Origin of the sequence: Paenilisteria riparia FSL S10-1204, from assembly GCF_000525995.1 — a bacterium.
GTDB lineage: Bacteria > Bacillota > Bacilli > Lactobacillales > Listeriaceae > Listeria_A > Listeria_A riparia.
This window is the reverse complement of sequence record NZ_AODL01000007.1, coordinates 109,912-125,992: the sequence shown is the minus strand read 5'-3', so window position 1 is coordinate 125,992 and position 16,081 is coordinate 109,912. Positions and strand designations below refer to the sequence as shown.

The window sequence follows — 16,081 nt, the reverse complement described above, 5'->3', positions numbered from 1 at the left end:
AAAATAGGTTTAAAGCTTAGAGTAACAAGGAAATAGAAGATTATATTACTTTATAATAATTATAGAAAAATAAATATTTATACAAAAAAATGAGATGATGCAACCCAATTTACACTATATTTTCATTCTGCTGAAAAGGGCTATCCCATTTTCAAAATGCTGTGTTATAATGTGACGTATGCTATTTTTATAACAGATAAGCACATAAAAATTAGTGAAAAAGGTAGGGAACAAAAATGCCATCTCCATTGAAAAGAATTTTAATCGGTAGGCCACTTAAATCATCAGAGGCTGGGGAGCAAAAACTAGGGAAATTAAAGGCTTTGGCAGTACTATCATCAGACGCACTGTCCTCTGTTGCCTATGGTACTGAGCAAATCTTGCTAGTACTAATCACGGTTGGAGCAGCAGCAATGTGGTACTCCTTGCCGATTGCTATATGCGTATTAGTACTATTATTTGCACTCAGCTTGTCTTACCGCCAGATTATTTATGCATATCCACATGGTGGTGGTGCTTATGTTGTCTCCAGAGAGAATATAGGTAAGAATGCTGGATTATTGGCAGGGGGATCTTTATTAGTTGATTATATGTTAACTGTAGCAGTAAGTGTGTCATCTGGGACTGACGCAATTGTTGCTGCAATACCATCGTTATATCAATTCACAGTACCGTTAGCTATCATACTAGTTATCGTTGTGACTGTTATCAACCTTCGTGGTGTGACGGAATCTGCAACGATACTAGCGATTCCAGTTTATCTATTCGTATTTTCTATGATAGTTATGATTATCACAGGCTTAATCAAACTTGCTTTAGGTCAAGATGTCACACATGAGACCGCTTCTGTTGGAACCCATGTATCTGGTGTGACATTAATCCTTTTACTTCGGGCATTTGCCTCTGGTTCTGCATCATTAACAGGAATTGAAGCGATATCTAATGCAGTTCCTCTATTTAAAGACCCAAAAGCAAAAAATGCTTCCAGAACGCTGATTCTCATGGCATCCATTCTGGGATTTTTCTTTGTGGGAATTACCTTACTTGCTTACTTCTATGGGGTTGTACCAGAACTTAAATCAACGGTACTTTCACAGATTGCTGAAAATATATTCGGACGAAACTTCTTCTATTACTTTATTCAAGCAACAACGGCACTTATTTTAGTTTTAGCTGCGAATACAGGATTTTCTGCGTTCCCACTTCTTGCTTTCAACTTATCCAAAGATAAATTCATGCCACGAATGTACTTAGATAGAGGAGATAGACTTGGTTACTCCAATGGGATTATCACGCTAGCATTAGGATCAATATTACTAATTATCTTATTCCAAGGTAAAACAGAATCATTAATTCCACTCTATTCTGTAGGTGTATTTATTCCATTTACGCTATCGCAAACAGGTATGATCATTAAGTGGCTAAAAGAAAAACCAAAAGGTTACAAGAGTAAGCTATCTGCTAACCTATTAGGTGCTTTTATATCTTTTACAGTTCTGATTGTACTCTTTATAACGAGAATGAGCGAAGTATGGCCAGTGTTCATCTTGATGCCAACGATGCTTTATGTGTTCCACAGAACAAGAACGCATTATGCCAAATTAGCACCGCAGCTTCGTATTGATGAACAGATGGATTTACCTGCATTCGAAGGGAATGCTGTCGTTATCTGTGTATCTGATACAACAAAAGTGGTAGAAGGTGCTTTACGTTATGCTAAGTCAATCGGTGATACCGTTATCGCTGTTCACGTTTCATTAGATCGTCAAGAAGGGAAAGAATTCGTAGAGCGCTGGAATCGGATACATCCAGAAGTCCGAATCGTTGACTTATACTCCACATACCGTTCGATTACTGAGCCTTTAATGAAATTTATAGACACAGCACAGCAAAAAGCTAATCAAGATAAATACTCATTAACCGTTCTAATACCACAGTTTATACCGAAAAAAGGATGGCAAAATGTATTGCATAACCAAACAAGTTTATTAATTAGAACCAAATTGTTATTTAAAAAAGATGTAGTCGTGTCAACCTATCCATATCACTTAAAAGAATAAGAATAGCGCGGAGATGTCACAATAGGAGCCAAAAAATCTGGGGGATAGATTCTCAGGAAAAAAAAGGGATGACTGTGACATCTCTTTGCATATTCTCAGCAATTCACAACTATACAAAATGGTTGTACAGGAGGACTAAGCTCATCCTACCAAAAAATAAAGCAAGCGTAAAACGGACAGAATATCATTTAGGTTGGATTAAGAGAACTGAAATTAGCGTTTTATTCTAGGTGAAAAAGCCTTTTTAATACCACAACCTACCTTAAAAAAACAATTTTAGTTAAATTTAATAAAGTTTATTTTTAACATAGGCGAGGATTTATGGTAGAATGTAAGATATAATTTAGAAAAAGGTGAATGTGGATGGAAAAACTCGGGATTCTTGGTGTACCATGGATGTTTCATGAAAAGCGTCAAGGTGTTGCATTAGCACCGTATGCGATTCGCTATACAGGAATTATAGGCGCATTAGACAAGATGGGAAATGACATAATTGATTATCATAACATGGCTTTTTTTACGGAAATGGAGCAAGAAGCTATTTTAAAATCAAAGGATATGAAAGCGATTACATATAAAGCGAAAGAACTACGTGATATCGTTACTGATATTCGATTAGAGAACGCGATGCCAATTGTATTTGGAGGGGACCAATTTATCTCACTAAGCACAATTGCAGGGATGCAGGCGAATGATACTGAACAGATGGTGATTTGGGTTAACGCTCATGCCGATATGGAACAAGTCCTTCAAGGCGATGATTTATGTCACAATGTGATGGCGACAGTTATTGGCAGGGGACCTGAAGTCTTAGAAACGGTTATGAATCAACAGTTTATTAAAGGTGATGACATTTGTATACTAGGAACTAGGCGCATTGGTCAGAAAGAAATAGATTTAATTAAAAATGAAAAAATTATGCATTACGAAATGACAACAATCGATAAAATGGGTTTTAGTATGGTGACGGATGAAATTATTCAATGGATGGCAAAAAAGAAAGGACCTGTACATTTAGTTTTAGATGTCGACGCAATTGATCCAGAATTTACACCAGGAACTGATTTCTTATCTCAAGGTGGTATTTATTGGCGAGAGATTCGCTATTTCATGAAAAATCTGGCTCTTAGTAATCAAATTCAAGCGATGACATTTACAGGCATCAATCCACTAAATGACGAAAAAAAACAAAACATCTAAGTTTGTTGCTTCTCTATTAGAAGAATTTTTTCAAATTCAAAGCATCTAAAATGGCTAAAAATGTGTGTTACATTTTATGAACAAATGTTACTTTTATGTAAAGTAGACAAGTTTTTGAATATAAAGTGAGTCATAGCAACATTATATATAAAATAAGACAATAAATTTATTTGTTATTGAAAGCGTTGTCTGTATTGAAAAAAGGTACGTTTGGGAGTATACTGAAACTATAGTTTTGACGAGATTAATTTTTCAGTAAAGGAGCGTTCGATGTGGGGGAACATGAGGTACGGTATTTCGTTATTCCGATGATAGTTGTATTTATTTTAGGTATTGCTGGTATTAGTGCACCTATTTTTCCCATAGCCCAATTTGTTATCATCGGTCTAGTCGCTATCCTTGTAGGTACAGTATGCGGTTGGCTTGTTGTAGGAATTCGATTTTTTGTAAAATGGATTCAAACACGTAAAGAACACCATGCTGTAAAAAAAGTTGTGGTTGCGTCAAAACGCTAAATTACATAGTTTATACACATTTTTTCTTTACGGAAAAGGTGCTTTTTTTTGTCAAATCTTATTTTTGAGATTATGAAAAAAATAAATAAGGCTACCATTTTCTAAAAAAACTGCTACAATGAAAGAGAGAAAAGGAGCAAGGGAGGATATGGATGGCTACATTAGCAGATGTTGCAAAAAAAAGCAAATGTGTCTAAAATGACTGTTTCACGTGTTATCAATCATCCAGATCAAGTTTCTGACGAGCTAAAACAATTAGTATATCAAGCAATGGAAGTGCTGGAATACGTTCCTAATTATGCGGCAAGAGCATTGGTTCAAAATCGGACTCAAGTTGTTAAATTTTTGATTTTAGAAGAAATCGATACGGTAGAGCCGTACTATATGAATTTGCTTACAGGAATTAGTAGAGAATTAGATAAACACTCCTATTCATTGCAACTAGTGACGCAGAAATCTAAGAATATCGGGCCTTATGATGGATTAATTGTGACTGGCATGCGTGACCAAGAAATTGATAAAGTACTTGCAGGACTTGAGAAGCCAGTGATTGCATATGGAGAGAACAAACGTAACATCGATGCAATTGACGTGGATAATCGACTAGGGACTGAACTCGCTACGAAGCATTTATATGATATTGGTTTCCGACATATTATTTTTTTTGGCATAAATTTGTTAGAAGAAGAGTTCATGCGTTCCCGCTTAACTGGCTATTCAAGTGTTATGAAGGCACACGATTTAATAGAAGAAAGTTATTTCATGAAAAACAGTTCTCGTATAGCCGAGAAAAAAGCATTGGATATACTGCAAAACACAAAGAAACCAACTGCAATCGTTTGTGCCTCAGACCGAATGGCGATTGGCGCTGTACGAGCGGCAACGGCTCTGCATATGAATTTTGGAGAAAATATTGCGGTGACAGGCTTTGATGGCGTGTTCCTAGATCGTATCTCCTCTCCAAAAATAACCACAGTCCGTTCACCAGTTATCGAAATGGGCGAAACTTGTGCCCAGTTATTGCTAAAGAAGATTAATGAAGGCGGGGCACAGCAAGGCTCCATTTTATTTCCTCCCAAACTTATCATTCGTGGCTCAACAGTAGTTGGTCGTGAATAGGACAAAAACAAGCCGCAACAAGGCTTGTTTTTCTTATGGTAACGTGAAGTGCATATTCTGTTATCGTTAACGAGCGTTATTCTGTTGTAAGTGTTTTCAATGCGTGCTAACGTAAAGGGAGATAATTGAAAGGTGGTTTTTTAAAGATGGAAAGAGCAGCAATTTATCATCAGCCATTTAGCGCTTTTGCGTATGGTTACGACAAGGAAACGCTACATATCAAGGTTCGCAGCAAGAAAGACGACATAAAAGAAGTTGTTATGATTGGTGCGGATCCTTATTTGCATACAAAAGATGGCTGGCAACCTGAAAACATTTCGCTTCAAAAAATAGCGACGACAGAAGAACATGACTACTGGATGGTTGCAGTCAAACCAGAGCAACGTCGCTTGCAGTATGGCTTTGTATTAATAGACATGGCAGGAGAAGAAGTTTTCTATGGTGGACGTGGTTTTTACGAAAATACAGAAGACAATCGTGCAGTGATGGACTATTATTTTAAATTTCCATTTCTGCATGAATCGGAAGTTTTTAAAGCACCTGAATGGGTGAAAGAAACGATTTGGTATCAGATTTTCCCAGAACGATTTGGTAATGGAAACCCTGATATTTCACCAAAAAATGTCTTGCCATGGGGAAGTAAAGATCCGGGGCGCGATGACTTTTTTGGTGGGGACATTGCGGGCATTATCGAGCATTTAGACTATTTGGTGGAGCTTGGAATCAACGGGGTTTACTTAACGCCTATATTTGAAGCATCAACGAACCATAAGTATGATACACTAAATTATTTTGAAATTGATCCGCATTTTGGGGATAAAGAAACGTTTCGTCAATTCATTCAAGAAGCACATAAACGTGGTATAAAAGTCATGCTAGATGCTGTTTTCAATCATATTGGCGATAAATCTCCGGAGTGGCAAGACGTGCTGAAGAATGGTTCTAAATCAGAATATGTAGACTGGTTCCATATACATTCTTTCCCAGTGACACCAGGCGAAAATGGGAACATTGAAGGTAAAAACACACTCTCATTCGACACATTTGGATACACCATGCATATGCCTAAATTAAACACAGCCAATCCTGCTGTACAAAAGTATTTGCTTGATATTGCAACATATTGGGTTCGTGAGTTTGACATTGATGGCTGGCGTTTGGATGTAGCCAATGAAGTCGATCATGCTTTCTGGAAGTCGTTCCGTAAAGCTGTTCGTGCTGAAAAAGATGATTTATATATTCTCGGTGAAATTTGGCATGACTCTTGGCTTTGGTTGCTTGGCGACGAGTTTGATTCCGTAATGAACTACCCATTCACACAAACGATTATCGAAAACTATGTAGAAGAGCGTATCACACCATCTAAAATGGTATCTGGAATTAGCGACCAATTGATGCGTTATCAAGAACAAGTAAACCACGTCATGTTCAATATGCTTGATTCGCATGACACGGCGCGATTACTCACGCGTTGTGATGGCGATAAAGATAAAGCTAAGCTAGCACTTGCGTTCATGTTTGCACATACAGGATCTCCGTGTATTTATTACGGCACAGAAATCGGCATGGATGGCGCTGATGACCCGCTTTGCCGCAAATGTATGGAATGGGATGAAACAAAGCAAGACAAAGAAATGTTCAGCTTCATGAAACACCTCATCGCTTTCCGTAAAAAACACCAACAAACGCTCACCTACGGCGACCTAGTTTGGCATACAGTCGATGATGAAAACCGTTGTGTTATTTTCTCAAGAACATACAACGGTGCTCGCCTAACATTCGTATTTAACCAAGCAGAAGAAGCTATAACTCTAACGAAAGCGGACTTCACAGACATGTCGGTGTTACAAGACGCATGGTCCGAAAAAGCACTCGAGGAAGTCACTGTACCTGCGAAATCGTTCGTAACATTGGAAGATTAATCAACGGGCTGTACTTGTTTTCACAAACAAATAAGTACAGCGCTTGTTAAAAATCTTGTTATCGGTAACACAAAAATATACCTTGAAAACGTTTTCGTTCTAAGTCTATAATAGCGCTAGAGGTTAACCTGTTTCACAAATCAATTCAAAATAGGGTGTGGAAATCGAATGTGCGACATCATTTGTCGATACAGGAGTTTTTCAAAGAAAGAGGAGGAAAAATGGTAATGAGTTCATTCAAAAAGTTCGGCTTATTAGCAATGGTAGCAGTAATGGTTTTAATGTTAGCAGCATGTGGTAGCGGAAGTTCGTCTAAAGACAGTTCAAGCAGTGACGGTAAGAAGACATTGACAGTTTCAGTCGATGAAGGCTATGCAAAATATATAGACAAAATTAAAACCAAATTTGAAAAAGATAACGATGTAACTGTCAAAGTTGTTAAAAAAGACATGTTTGAAACACTAGAAGCTTTACCATTAGATGGACCAGCAGGAACAGCACCAGATGTGATGATGTCGGCATACGACAGAATCGGAAGTCTGGGACAACAAGGGCATTTAGCTGAGGTGAAACTAGGAAATAAAGATCAACTAGATGACAACGATATGAAACAAGTAACGATTGACGACAAAGTATACGGTGCACCAGCAATTATTGAAACGCTAGTACTGTATTACAATAAAGATTTACTAGACAAAGCGCCAAAAACATTTAAAGATTTAGAAGCCCTAACAAAAGATTCTCGCTTCAATTTTCCAACAGAAAAAGGTAAATCTACCGCTTTCTTAGCTAAGTGGACAGATTTCTATTTCTCATATGGTTTACTAGCAGGTTATGGTGGCTATGTATTTGGTGATAATGGCACAAACCCTAAAGATATCGGTTTAAATAATGCAGGATCTATAGAAGGTATCACGTACGCAACGAAATGGTTCCAAAATTACTGGCCAAAAGGAATGCAAGACAATAAGAGTGCAGACGACTTTATCCAAGATCAATTTGTCAAAGGTAAAGCAGGAGCAATCATCGGCGGCCCTTGGTCAGCAGCAAGCTACAAAGAAGCTAAATTAAACTATGGTGTGGCAGAAATTCCAACACTGGATAATGGCAAGCCTTATTCTCCATTCGCTGGTGGTAAAGGTTGGGTTATCTCGAACTACTCTAAGAACAAAGATGTAGCGCAAAAATGGTTGGATTACGTAACAAACACCGACAACCAAAACACATTGTATGACATGACAAATGAAATACCTGCAAACCATGAATCACGTGACGCAGCAGAAGCTAAGAAAGATGAATTAACATCAGCAGTAATTGCGCAATACGCAAATGCACAACCAATGCCAAACATTCCAGAAATGGCTGAAGTTTGGACGGGCGCTGAGAACTTAATGTTTGATGCAGCATCTGGCAATAAAACACCAAAACAATCTGCTAACGACGCAGTGAAAGTAATCTCAGACAATATTGACCAAAAATATCAAAAATAAATAAAGCAATTGGGTTTATACAGAACGCAGAAAGAAGCTTGAGGACGTTGCCTGTAAGAATCAATGGTAAGACGTAGATACAGCTTTGAACAAATCGAGCGAGAGCGTTTGTATTCTGCAAGTTTGGTGGAAGCCGGAGCGGAGCATACTGGTGTATGTGAACGTTGGAAGTTTGCGAAACTTGCAGAATATGGGTGCTTGCCTCTGTTTTATCTGGGTTATGTACATATCTAAGCTATAAAAAGGTAGGGGTAACGCGATGAATAAGGAACAACCAATTAAAAATGTTCGGAAAGCGACGCTGTTATCGATCATTCCAGGACTGGGACAATTTTATAACGGGCAGGCTTTTAAAGGGATTGTTTTTCTCGCTGTATTCGTTGCTTTTGTTATTGAATTTATCGCAGTTGGTATTAATGCATTTGTCGGACTGATTACGCTTGGTTCTGTGCCAGGTGTGGATCATTCCCTGTTTCTAATGATTGAAGGAACGTTGCAACTTATCGTTACGGTTCTCTTTATCGGCTTTTATATCCTTAATATATTTGATGCTAAACGTGTGGCGATAACGTGGAACTTGGGAGAGACGGTTAATACAAAAACGATCGATATTTTAAAAAACATGGTAGAGAAAGGTTTTCCATATCTTTTCACACTGCCTGCATATCTTGTAATGACATTTGTAATTATTTTTCCAGTGTTAGTTACGCTTTTCATGGCTTTTACAAACTATGATTTTTATCATATTCCACCAGCAAATTTGATTGACTGGGTAGGCTTTAAGAATTTCTTTAGTATTTTCTTCCTTAGCTCATATCGAGATACTTTCTTGAGTGTATTCTCATGGACACTCGTGTGGACGATTTGCGCGACGACATTACAAATTGTAGTAGGTGTATTTACGGCAGTTGTGGCGAATCAAAGTTTTATTAAAGGAAAACGTCTTTTTGGAGTTATTTTCTTACTTCCTTGGGCTGTACCGGCTTTCATTACGATTATGAGTTTCTCAAATATGTTTAATGACAGCATCGGTGCGATTAATATGCAAGTTATCCCATTATTAAACCATTTACCGTTTGTTGATATTCCATCGCTTGCTTGGAAAACAGACCCGTTCTGGACAAAAGTAGCGCTGATTTCGATTCAAGGTTGGTTGGGCTTCCCATATATATATGTGATGGTTACAGGGGTATTGCAAGCAATCCCAGGTGAACTATATGAGGCAGCGCGTATTGACGGAGCAAGTGCAATGGCTCGTTTCCGCAAAATTACGATGCCCATGATTTTATTTGTAACAGCGCCAGTATTTATTACGCAATATACATTTAATTTTAATAACTTCTCTATTATCTACTTATTCAATGAAGGTGGACCAGGAAGCGTTGGTGCAGGCGCGGGTTCAACGGATATTTTGATTTCGTGGATTTATAAGTTGACGACAGGGACATCGCCGCAATATGCAGTTGCAGCTGCTGTGACGCTCCTTATCTCGATAGTTGTTATTTCGGTATCCATGATTGCGTTTAAGAAAACAAATGCTTTTGGCAATGAAGGGATGATGTAGGATGAGGGCGTTTTTTTAAAGATCAGCGAACAAGTAGCTTTTTGATGAAATTCTTTACGTATTTATTCTTGCTTATGTTGTCTATCGTCATTTTATATCCGATTTTGATTACAGCATCGTCGGCTTTTAAACCGGGTAACATTGCAGCATTTACGTTGGAATGGGGCGACAATTGGACGCTGAATAATTTCTCGACATTGTTTAATGATACGCTATATTTGGATTGGTACCGGAATACGTTGATTATTGCTGTAACGACGATGGTTTTCCAAGTAGCGATTGTAACGATTGCGGGTTATACGTATAGTCGTTATCGGTTTAAAGGTCGTAAGAACAGTTTGATTTTCTTCTTAATTATTCAGATGGTACCAACAATGGCTGCGCTAACTGCGTTCTATGTATTGGCCATGCTACTTGGTGCACTAGATCAGTTCTGGTTCTTGACGCTGATTTATATTGGTGGCGGAATTCCGATGAATATTTGGCTGATGAAAGGATATTTTGATACGGTACCGCGTGATTTGGATGAGTCTGCAAAGCTCGATGGTGCAGGACATTTCCGGATTTTCGGACAAATTATTTTACCGCTCGTTCGGCCGATGATTGCGGTTCAGGCGCTCTGGGCGTTTATGGGACCATTCGGTGATTTCTTGCTTGCTAAATTCCTTTTGCGTACGCCAGAGAACTTGACAATTGCAGTTGGTTTGCAAAGTTTTATCGCGAATCCACAACAACAAAAAGTGGCGTTGTTTGCTGCAGGAGCTATTTTGGCGGCATTGCCGATTTGTTTACTGTTCTTCTTCCTACAAAAGAATTTCGTATCTGGTTTGACTGCAGGAGGCACGAAGGGTTAATTTTTTAGAAGTTTAGATTTGAAGATTGTGATGTGATAATGATGAAGCGTGGATTTCCGATGGATTTTTTCTGGGGTATGTGTTCACCAAAGCGAATGTTTGCTAGCCGAAAATTGTTTAGCTGGGGCAAGTTGGTAATTATATTTGTGTTTTTGACGGCTTGCTTGATGATTCCGGTGTCGTTAAATTTTGCGAAACAGGATTCATTTGACTTGGAGTCGTTGATGCCCAATATGATGAATCAGGCGAGTGACGGGTTTGTCGATGAATTGACAGCGAATTATACGTTGAAGAACGGGACACTATCTGGTCAAGGGAACATGGAAGTAGCAACGAAAACAGGAGTGGCGATGGTGAATTTAGATGGTGCCGCTTTGCCGAATGTGAAGAACATGGTAGTATTAGGAAAAAATAGCATGGAGCTTCGTGATAGCTCAGGGTATGCATTCACTGTGAAGTATACGGACGACGCGACGCTTACGGACGTATCCAGTATGGCCGATATGCAAGCGTTTATTAGTGGCCAGTGGTATGTGCAAAATAAGGCTTTTGTCTTTTTGACAATGGTTGCGATGCTTGGCTCGGTGCTTTTTGCTAGTAGTCTGATGTTGGCGTTGTTTGCTGCGTTATTTATTTGGTTCACGAAACGAAATCAGATGTCGGAAATTGCTTCATACAAGGAGGCGCTATCGCTTACGTTGCTTGCACTCGGGTTACCGACGATTTTTGCAGCAGTGATTGGTACGATTTATTTTGACATAACCGTCATGATGGCGATTCAATCACTTGGTATGGTGCTTCTGATTGCATTTACTTTCATTAAAACACGCTTTAGACAGACGAATGATATTTTGGATTTGGGGGGACGAACAGGATGATTCAACGCTTATTTGAAATCGATGAATGGAAATTAAAGTCGAAACAAGTGGAAAAGGATGCAAAGCGTTTGCAGGAAAGTTTAACTTCACTTGGAAATGGCTATATGGGGATGCGTGGTAACTTTGAGGAACGCTATTCGGGAGACACGCATCAAGGCACGTATATTGCTGGTGTTTGGTACCCTGATAAGACGCGCGTTGGCTGGTGGAAGAACGGATATCCTGATTATTTCGGGAAAGTGATTAATGCGCTGAATTTTATTGGGATTGATGTAGTGATTGACGGTGAGACGTTGGATTTGTTTGTGGATGATACGACAGACTTTGCTTTGGAGTTGGATATGGAGACGGGGATTTTGCGTCGGAATTTCAAAGTGAAGAAGAACGGGAAATCGTTTTTAGTGGAAACAGAGCGTTTCTTGAGTATTGTGAAGCAGGAACTGTGTCTCATTCGCTATCATGTGACGGCGCTTGATACAGAGGCGGAAATTGTGTTGACGCCTTATGTGGATGGGAATGTGACGAATGAGGACGCGAATTATGACGAGATGTTCTGGCTGGAAGTGGCGCAGGACGCGACGGAGAACAAGGCGACTATCGTGACGAAAACAATTGAGAATAACTTTGACATTCCACGCTTTACAATTGCGGCTTCGATGGAAAACCGTACGGAAAACGCGAAGGAAGCTACTGCGGAAGCAAAGAAATTATACGTGGAAAACAAGTATCGTTTTCAAGTGGCAAAAGGTGAGACTGCGAAATTGGAGAAACGTATAGCAGTCGCAACATCTCGCGATTACGCGGAACATGAACTGGCTGGGGCCTCGGAACAATTTTTAACGGATGTGGCTGAACTGGATTATGAAACGTTACGTAAAGAACATGCCGAAGCTTGGCAAACGCGTTGGCAAAAGGCCGATGTGTTAATTAGCGGCGATGATTCTGCGCAACAAGGTATTCGCTTTAACATATTTCAACTATTCGCAACATACTACGGCGAAGATGCACGTCTGAATATCGGACCAAAAGGTTTTACAGGCGAGAAGTACGGTGGCGCAACATATTGGGATACAGAAGCATTTGCATTACCACTTTATTTGTCACTGGCGGATAAAGAAGTATCGCGGAATTTATTGCAATATCGCCACGACCAATTGGATGGTGCGAAAGTAAATGCTAGAAAAATTGGAATGAAAGGCGCGCTTTACCCAATGGTGACATTTACAGGGATTGAGTGTCATAACGAGTGGGAAATTACGTTTGAAGAAATTCACCGTAATGGCGCGATTGCACATGCAATTTATAATTATACGAACTATACAGGCGACACGACGTATTTAGTAAATGATGGTATCGACGTATTGACTGAGATTAGCCGTTTTTGGGCGGATCGAGTGCATATGTCGGAGCGCTTAGATAAATACATGATTCATGGTGTGACTGGACCGAATGAGTACGATAATAATGTTAGCAATAACTGGTATACGAACTATATTGCAACATGGACGCTTCGTTACACAATCGAGTCGTTGCAACAGATTGCTCCAGCAAAACGTGAAGCATTGCAAATTACTGATGCAGAAATCGACCATTGGCAAGACATTATCGACAACATGTACTTCCCTTATGATGAAAAATGGCAAATATTTGTGCAACATGACACATTTTTGGACAAGGAATTACGTTCTACAGATACGTTGACGGATGCGGATAAACCGATTAATCAAAACTGGTCTTGGGATAAAATTTTGCGGTCGTGTTTCATTAAGCAAGCCGATGTGTTGCAAGGGATTTATACGTTTGGCGATGAGTTTGATTTCGAGACGAAGCAGCGGAATTTCGAGTTTTACGAGCCACTGACTGTGCATGAATCAAGCCTTTCACCGGCTGTGCACACGGTACTTGCGGCTGAGATTGGCCGCGAAGATAAAGCAGTGGAATTGTATAATCGGACGGCGCGTCTTGATTTGGACAATTACAACAATGATACCGAAGATGGTTTGCATATTACGTCGATGGCAGGAAGCTGGATTGCGATTGTGCAAGGTTTTGCAGGCATGCGGACTTTCAATGGTCGCCTTTCTTTTGCACCGTTCCTACCAAAAACGTGGGATAAATATGCGTTTAAAATCAATTATCGTGATCGCTTAATCGAAGTGACGGTGACTGCGAAAACGGTGAGCATTGCATTACTTTCTGGTAACGCACTTGAACTTGACCTATTCGGTGAAGCTGTACAGCTAGTGGATAAGTTAGAAAAACATGATTATCACAAGTAAATAATGATGGGGGTCCTTTTTAGGGCTCCTATTTTTTTGTGTTTAAATATGGTACAATACCGCATCGACCAATAGATCATCACAACACAAAATGCATTGCTTTTTCAAATTGTGACCAAGTGTCGAAAAAATGTAAGGGTTATCATTTAAGATAGAAGTGAGGAGGGGATCGGAAAATGGAACGTGGCACAAAGGAATTATTGACGTACTTACTATGGAATCACCATGTCGATGTCGCCCATGTTTCGAAGAATTTCCGTCAAACGCCAGATGAGATTGAGGCGCATATTCAGGAAATTAATCAATCGCTTAAAACAGAGCCGATTTTGGTGGAACATCAGATGATTTCCTTGACGGAGCGTTGTCGCGAGCATTGTTATCGTTTATTGACGGAGAAAGAGCAGCAATTATTTTCTTATTATGAAGCGAGTCTTAGAAGGCAGTTAATTATGATTGAACTTGTGATGACTGGAGGCTACGCGTCGCTACAAGTATTGGCGGATTATGTGTTTGTCAGCAAGAATACGATGTTGAGTGATGTGAAGCAGATTAAAGCTTATTTGCATGGGCAACAGATGCGTCTCGACTATTCGCGCAAGGACGGCTATGCCATTTTTGGCTCCGAGTTTTTAATTCGGAATTTGCTGGCAGAATTGATTCGCGATGTGATAAAGACGCCGTATGGGAAATTTGTATTGGACGAGAAGCGATTAATCACGGTTAGCGAAGTTTTCTTGCTCAAGAAGCGGCTGGAGAAAATCGAGCAGGAATTGCAGATTACTTTCACAGATGAGCAGTTAGAAGAGTTACCGTATATTCTTTATGCAATTATCAAACGAGCCGAGACAGCGCACGTTGATTGGTCGTTCAAAATTGAGAAATACGATATTAAAAATACCCGCGAATACCCGATTATTAAAGAGATGTTTTGGGGTTATGACTTTTTGACAGAGACGGATTTGCTGTACTTATCCTTGCAAGTATTAGCATCCAATCTTGTCGAGTCGGCGTTACGATTTTCGGATGGTGAGGAGATAGCCATTGCTGTAGATGCCTTTATCGCGAGGTTAGAGAACTATTTTGCTACGGAAATTGTGCGTAAGGCCGAGTTTAAAGAGAAATTGATTTTGCATATTAGACCAGCTATCTATCGTAATTTATTAGGTTTCCAAATTAATAATGTATTGACAGAACAGTTCATCGCAGAGTATACAACGACTTTTCGAATCGTAGAGAAGGCATCGGCGCCATTCGCGACGCTTGTCGGTCATAGTTGGTCTAAGGAAGAGGTTGTTTATCTATCCATGATTGTGCTTGGGTGGATGTATCAGACGGAAGAATCTGGGGAGACGGTGTTTAAAGCCGCGGTGCTTTGCCAAAGTGGAACTTCGATTTCAAAACTGCTTTTGGAAAATTTGAAAGGTATGTTTCCGATGATTGATTTTCGCGGGGCATTTGCGGTGAGACAGTTGGCGCAAGTCGAGCAGGATGTTGATTTTTTATTTACGACAGTGCCAATTAAGACGGATACGGTCGTGTTTATTATTCCTTCGATTTTGGATAAGGAAAGCAGGCAGTTGCTTCGCGAACAAGTGGAGAAGGCGATTGATATGGACAGTCGTAAGAAGACAAAGGCAATTCTGGCGATGATTGGTGACGCAATTCCGATGGAGAATATTCCTCGTGTGACGGCGCAATTGGAACATTTTTTTGAGCGGGAGCAGGTGGATGAGCAGCAAGTGGCAAGAGAAATAGAACATGAAGTAGTGCAAATCGGAACGGCGAATATTTCGATATGGAAGGATGTGATAGATTGGGGAGACATGGTGGAACAAGGGTTTCAAGCTTTATTGGAGCGAGGAAGTGTGACGTCTGATTATGTAGCGGCGTGTAAACGAATTTTTTATAAGAACTATCAGCAAATGGTAATTGGCCCAGCGATTTATTTACCGCACGCTAAGCCACAAGAAGGCGTTTTGCAACCAGATATTCAAATAAACGTGATTCAGTCGCCGCTCTTTAATCCAGATGGTGAACAAGTAAGGATGGTGGTAGCATTAGCACCTTCTGAATTAAACCACCATATTCCGCTACTTTTAAAAATTAACGAGCTCTTTTTGCATCCAGAGAAGCTGCAATGTATTTTAGGGGCGCAAAATGTAGCCGAAATTAATGAAATCATTGAGAGGGGTTGAGACAG

At 39.7% G+C, this 16,081-nt stretch carries 10 protein-coding genes and 1 pseudogene; all 11 read left to right on the top strand.

Annotated elements, in window-relative coordinates:
- Nucleotides 1–236 precede the first annotated feature (236 nt).
- The 11 genes and pseudogenes from PRIP_RS05360 (at nucleotide 237) to PRIP_RS05310 (ending at nucleotide 16,076) form a co-directional block, all read left to right on the top strand.
- Nucleotides 237–2,060, top strand: a complete 1,824-nt coding sequence (locus PRIP_RS05360; protein ID WP_036099977.1) for an APC family permease — start codon at nucleotides 237–239, stop codon at nucleotides 2,058–2,060.
- 363 nt (nucleotides 2,061–2,423) lie between these two features.
- Nucleotides 2,424–3,260 (top strand): arginase family protein, encoded by an 837-nt coding sequence (locus PRIP_RS05355; RefSeq protein WP_036099976.1) that lies wholly within the window; start codon nucleotides 2,424–2,426, stop codon nucleotides 3,258–3,260.
- Nucleotides 3,261–3,532: 272 nt separating this feature from the next.
- Nucleotides 3,533–3,775 (top strand): hypothetical protein, encoded by a 243-nt coding sequence (locus tag PRIP_RS05350; RefSeq protein ID WP_036099974.1) that lies wholly within the window; start codon nucleotides 3,533–3,535, stop codon nucleotides 3,773–3,775.
- A gap of 152 nt (nucleotides 3,776–3,927) precedes the next feature.
- Nucleotides 3,928–4,894: pseudogene (locus PRIP_RS05345) on the top strand (LacI family DNA-binding transcriptional regulator).
- A 146-nt stretch (nucleotides 4,895–5,040) separates the two neighbouring features.
- The gene (locus PRIP_RS05340) at nucleotides 5,041–6,816 is read left to right on the top strand and encodes a glycoside hydrolase family 13 protein (RefSeq protein WP_036099973.1); all 1,776 of its coding nucleotides are present in this window, start codon (nucleotides 5,041–5,043) and stop codon (nucleotides 6,814–6,816) included.
- Nucleotides 6,817–7,043: 227 nt separating this feature from the next.
- A complete protein-coding gene (locus PRIP_RS05335; protein WP_077912909.1) occupies nucleotides 7,044–8,306 on the top strand; it encodes an extracellular solute-binding protein in 1,263 nt (420 codons plus the stop codon).
- A 259-nt stretch (nucleotides 8,307–8,565) separates the two neighbouring features.
- Nucleotides 8,566–9,870, top strand: coding sequence for a sugar ABC transporter permease (locus tag PRIP_RS05330; protein ID WP_036099970.1), 1,305 nt, complete (start codon nucleotides 8,566–8,568; stop codon nucleotides 9,868–9,870).
- Nucleotides 9,871–9,914: 44 nt separating this feature from the next.
- Entirely contained in the window at nucleotides 9,915–10,724 is an 810-nt protein-coding gene (locus PRIP_RS05325) for a sugar ABC transporter permease (RefSeq protein ID WP_036100487.1), read from the top strand.
- A gap of 59 nt (nucleotides 10,725–10,783) precedes the next feature.
- Complete coding sequence (locus PRIP_RS05320) at nucleotides 10,784–11,602, top strand: DUF1189 family protein (RefSeq protein WP_241434090.1); 819 nt, start codon at nucleotides 10,784–10,786, stop codon at nucleotides 11,600–11,602.
- Entirely contained in the window at nucleotides 11,599–13,881 is a 2,283-nt protein-coding gene (locus tag PRIP_RS05315; protein ID WP_036099966.1) for a glycoside hydrolase family 65 protein, read from the top strand. The genes PRIP_RS05320 and PRIP_RS05315 overlap by 4 nt, the downstream gene beginning before the upstream one ends.
- 176 nt (nucleotides 13,882–14,057) lie before the next feature.
- Entirely contained in the window at nucleotides 14,058–16,076 is a 2,019-nt protein-coding gene (locus tag PRIP_RS05310; protein WP_036099965.1) for a BglG family transcription antiterminator, read from the top strand.
- Nucleotides 16,077–16,081 lie beyond the last annotated feature (5 nt).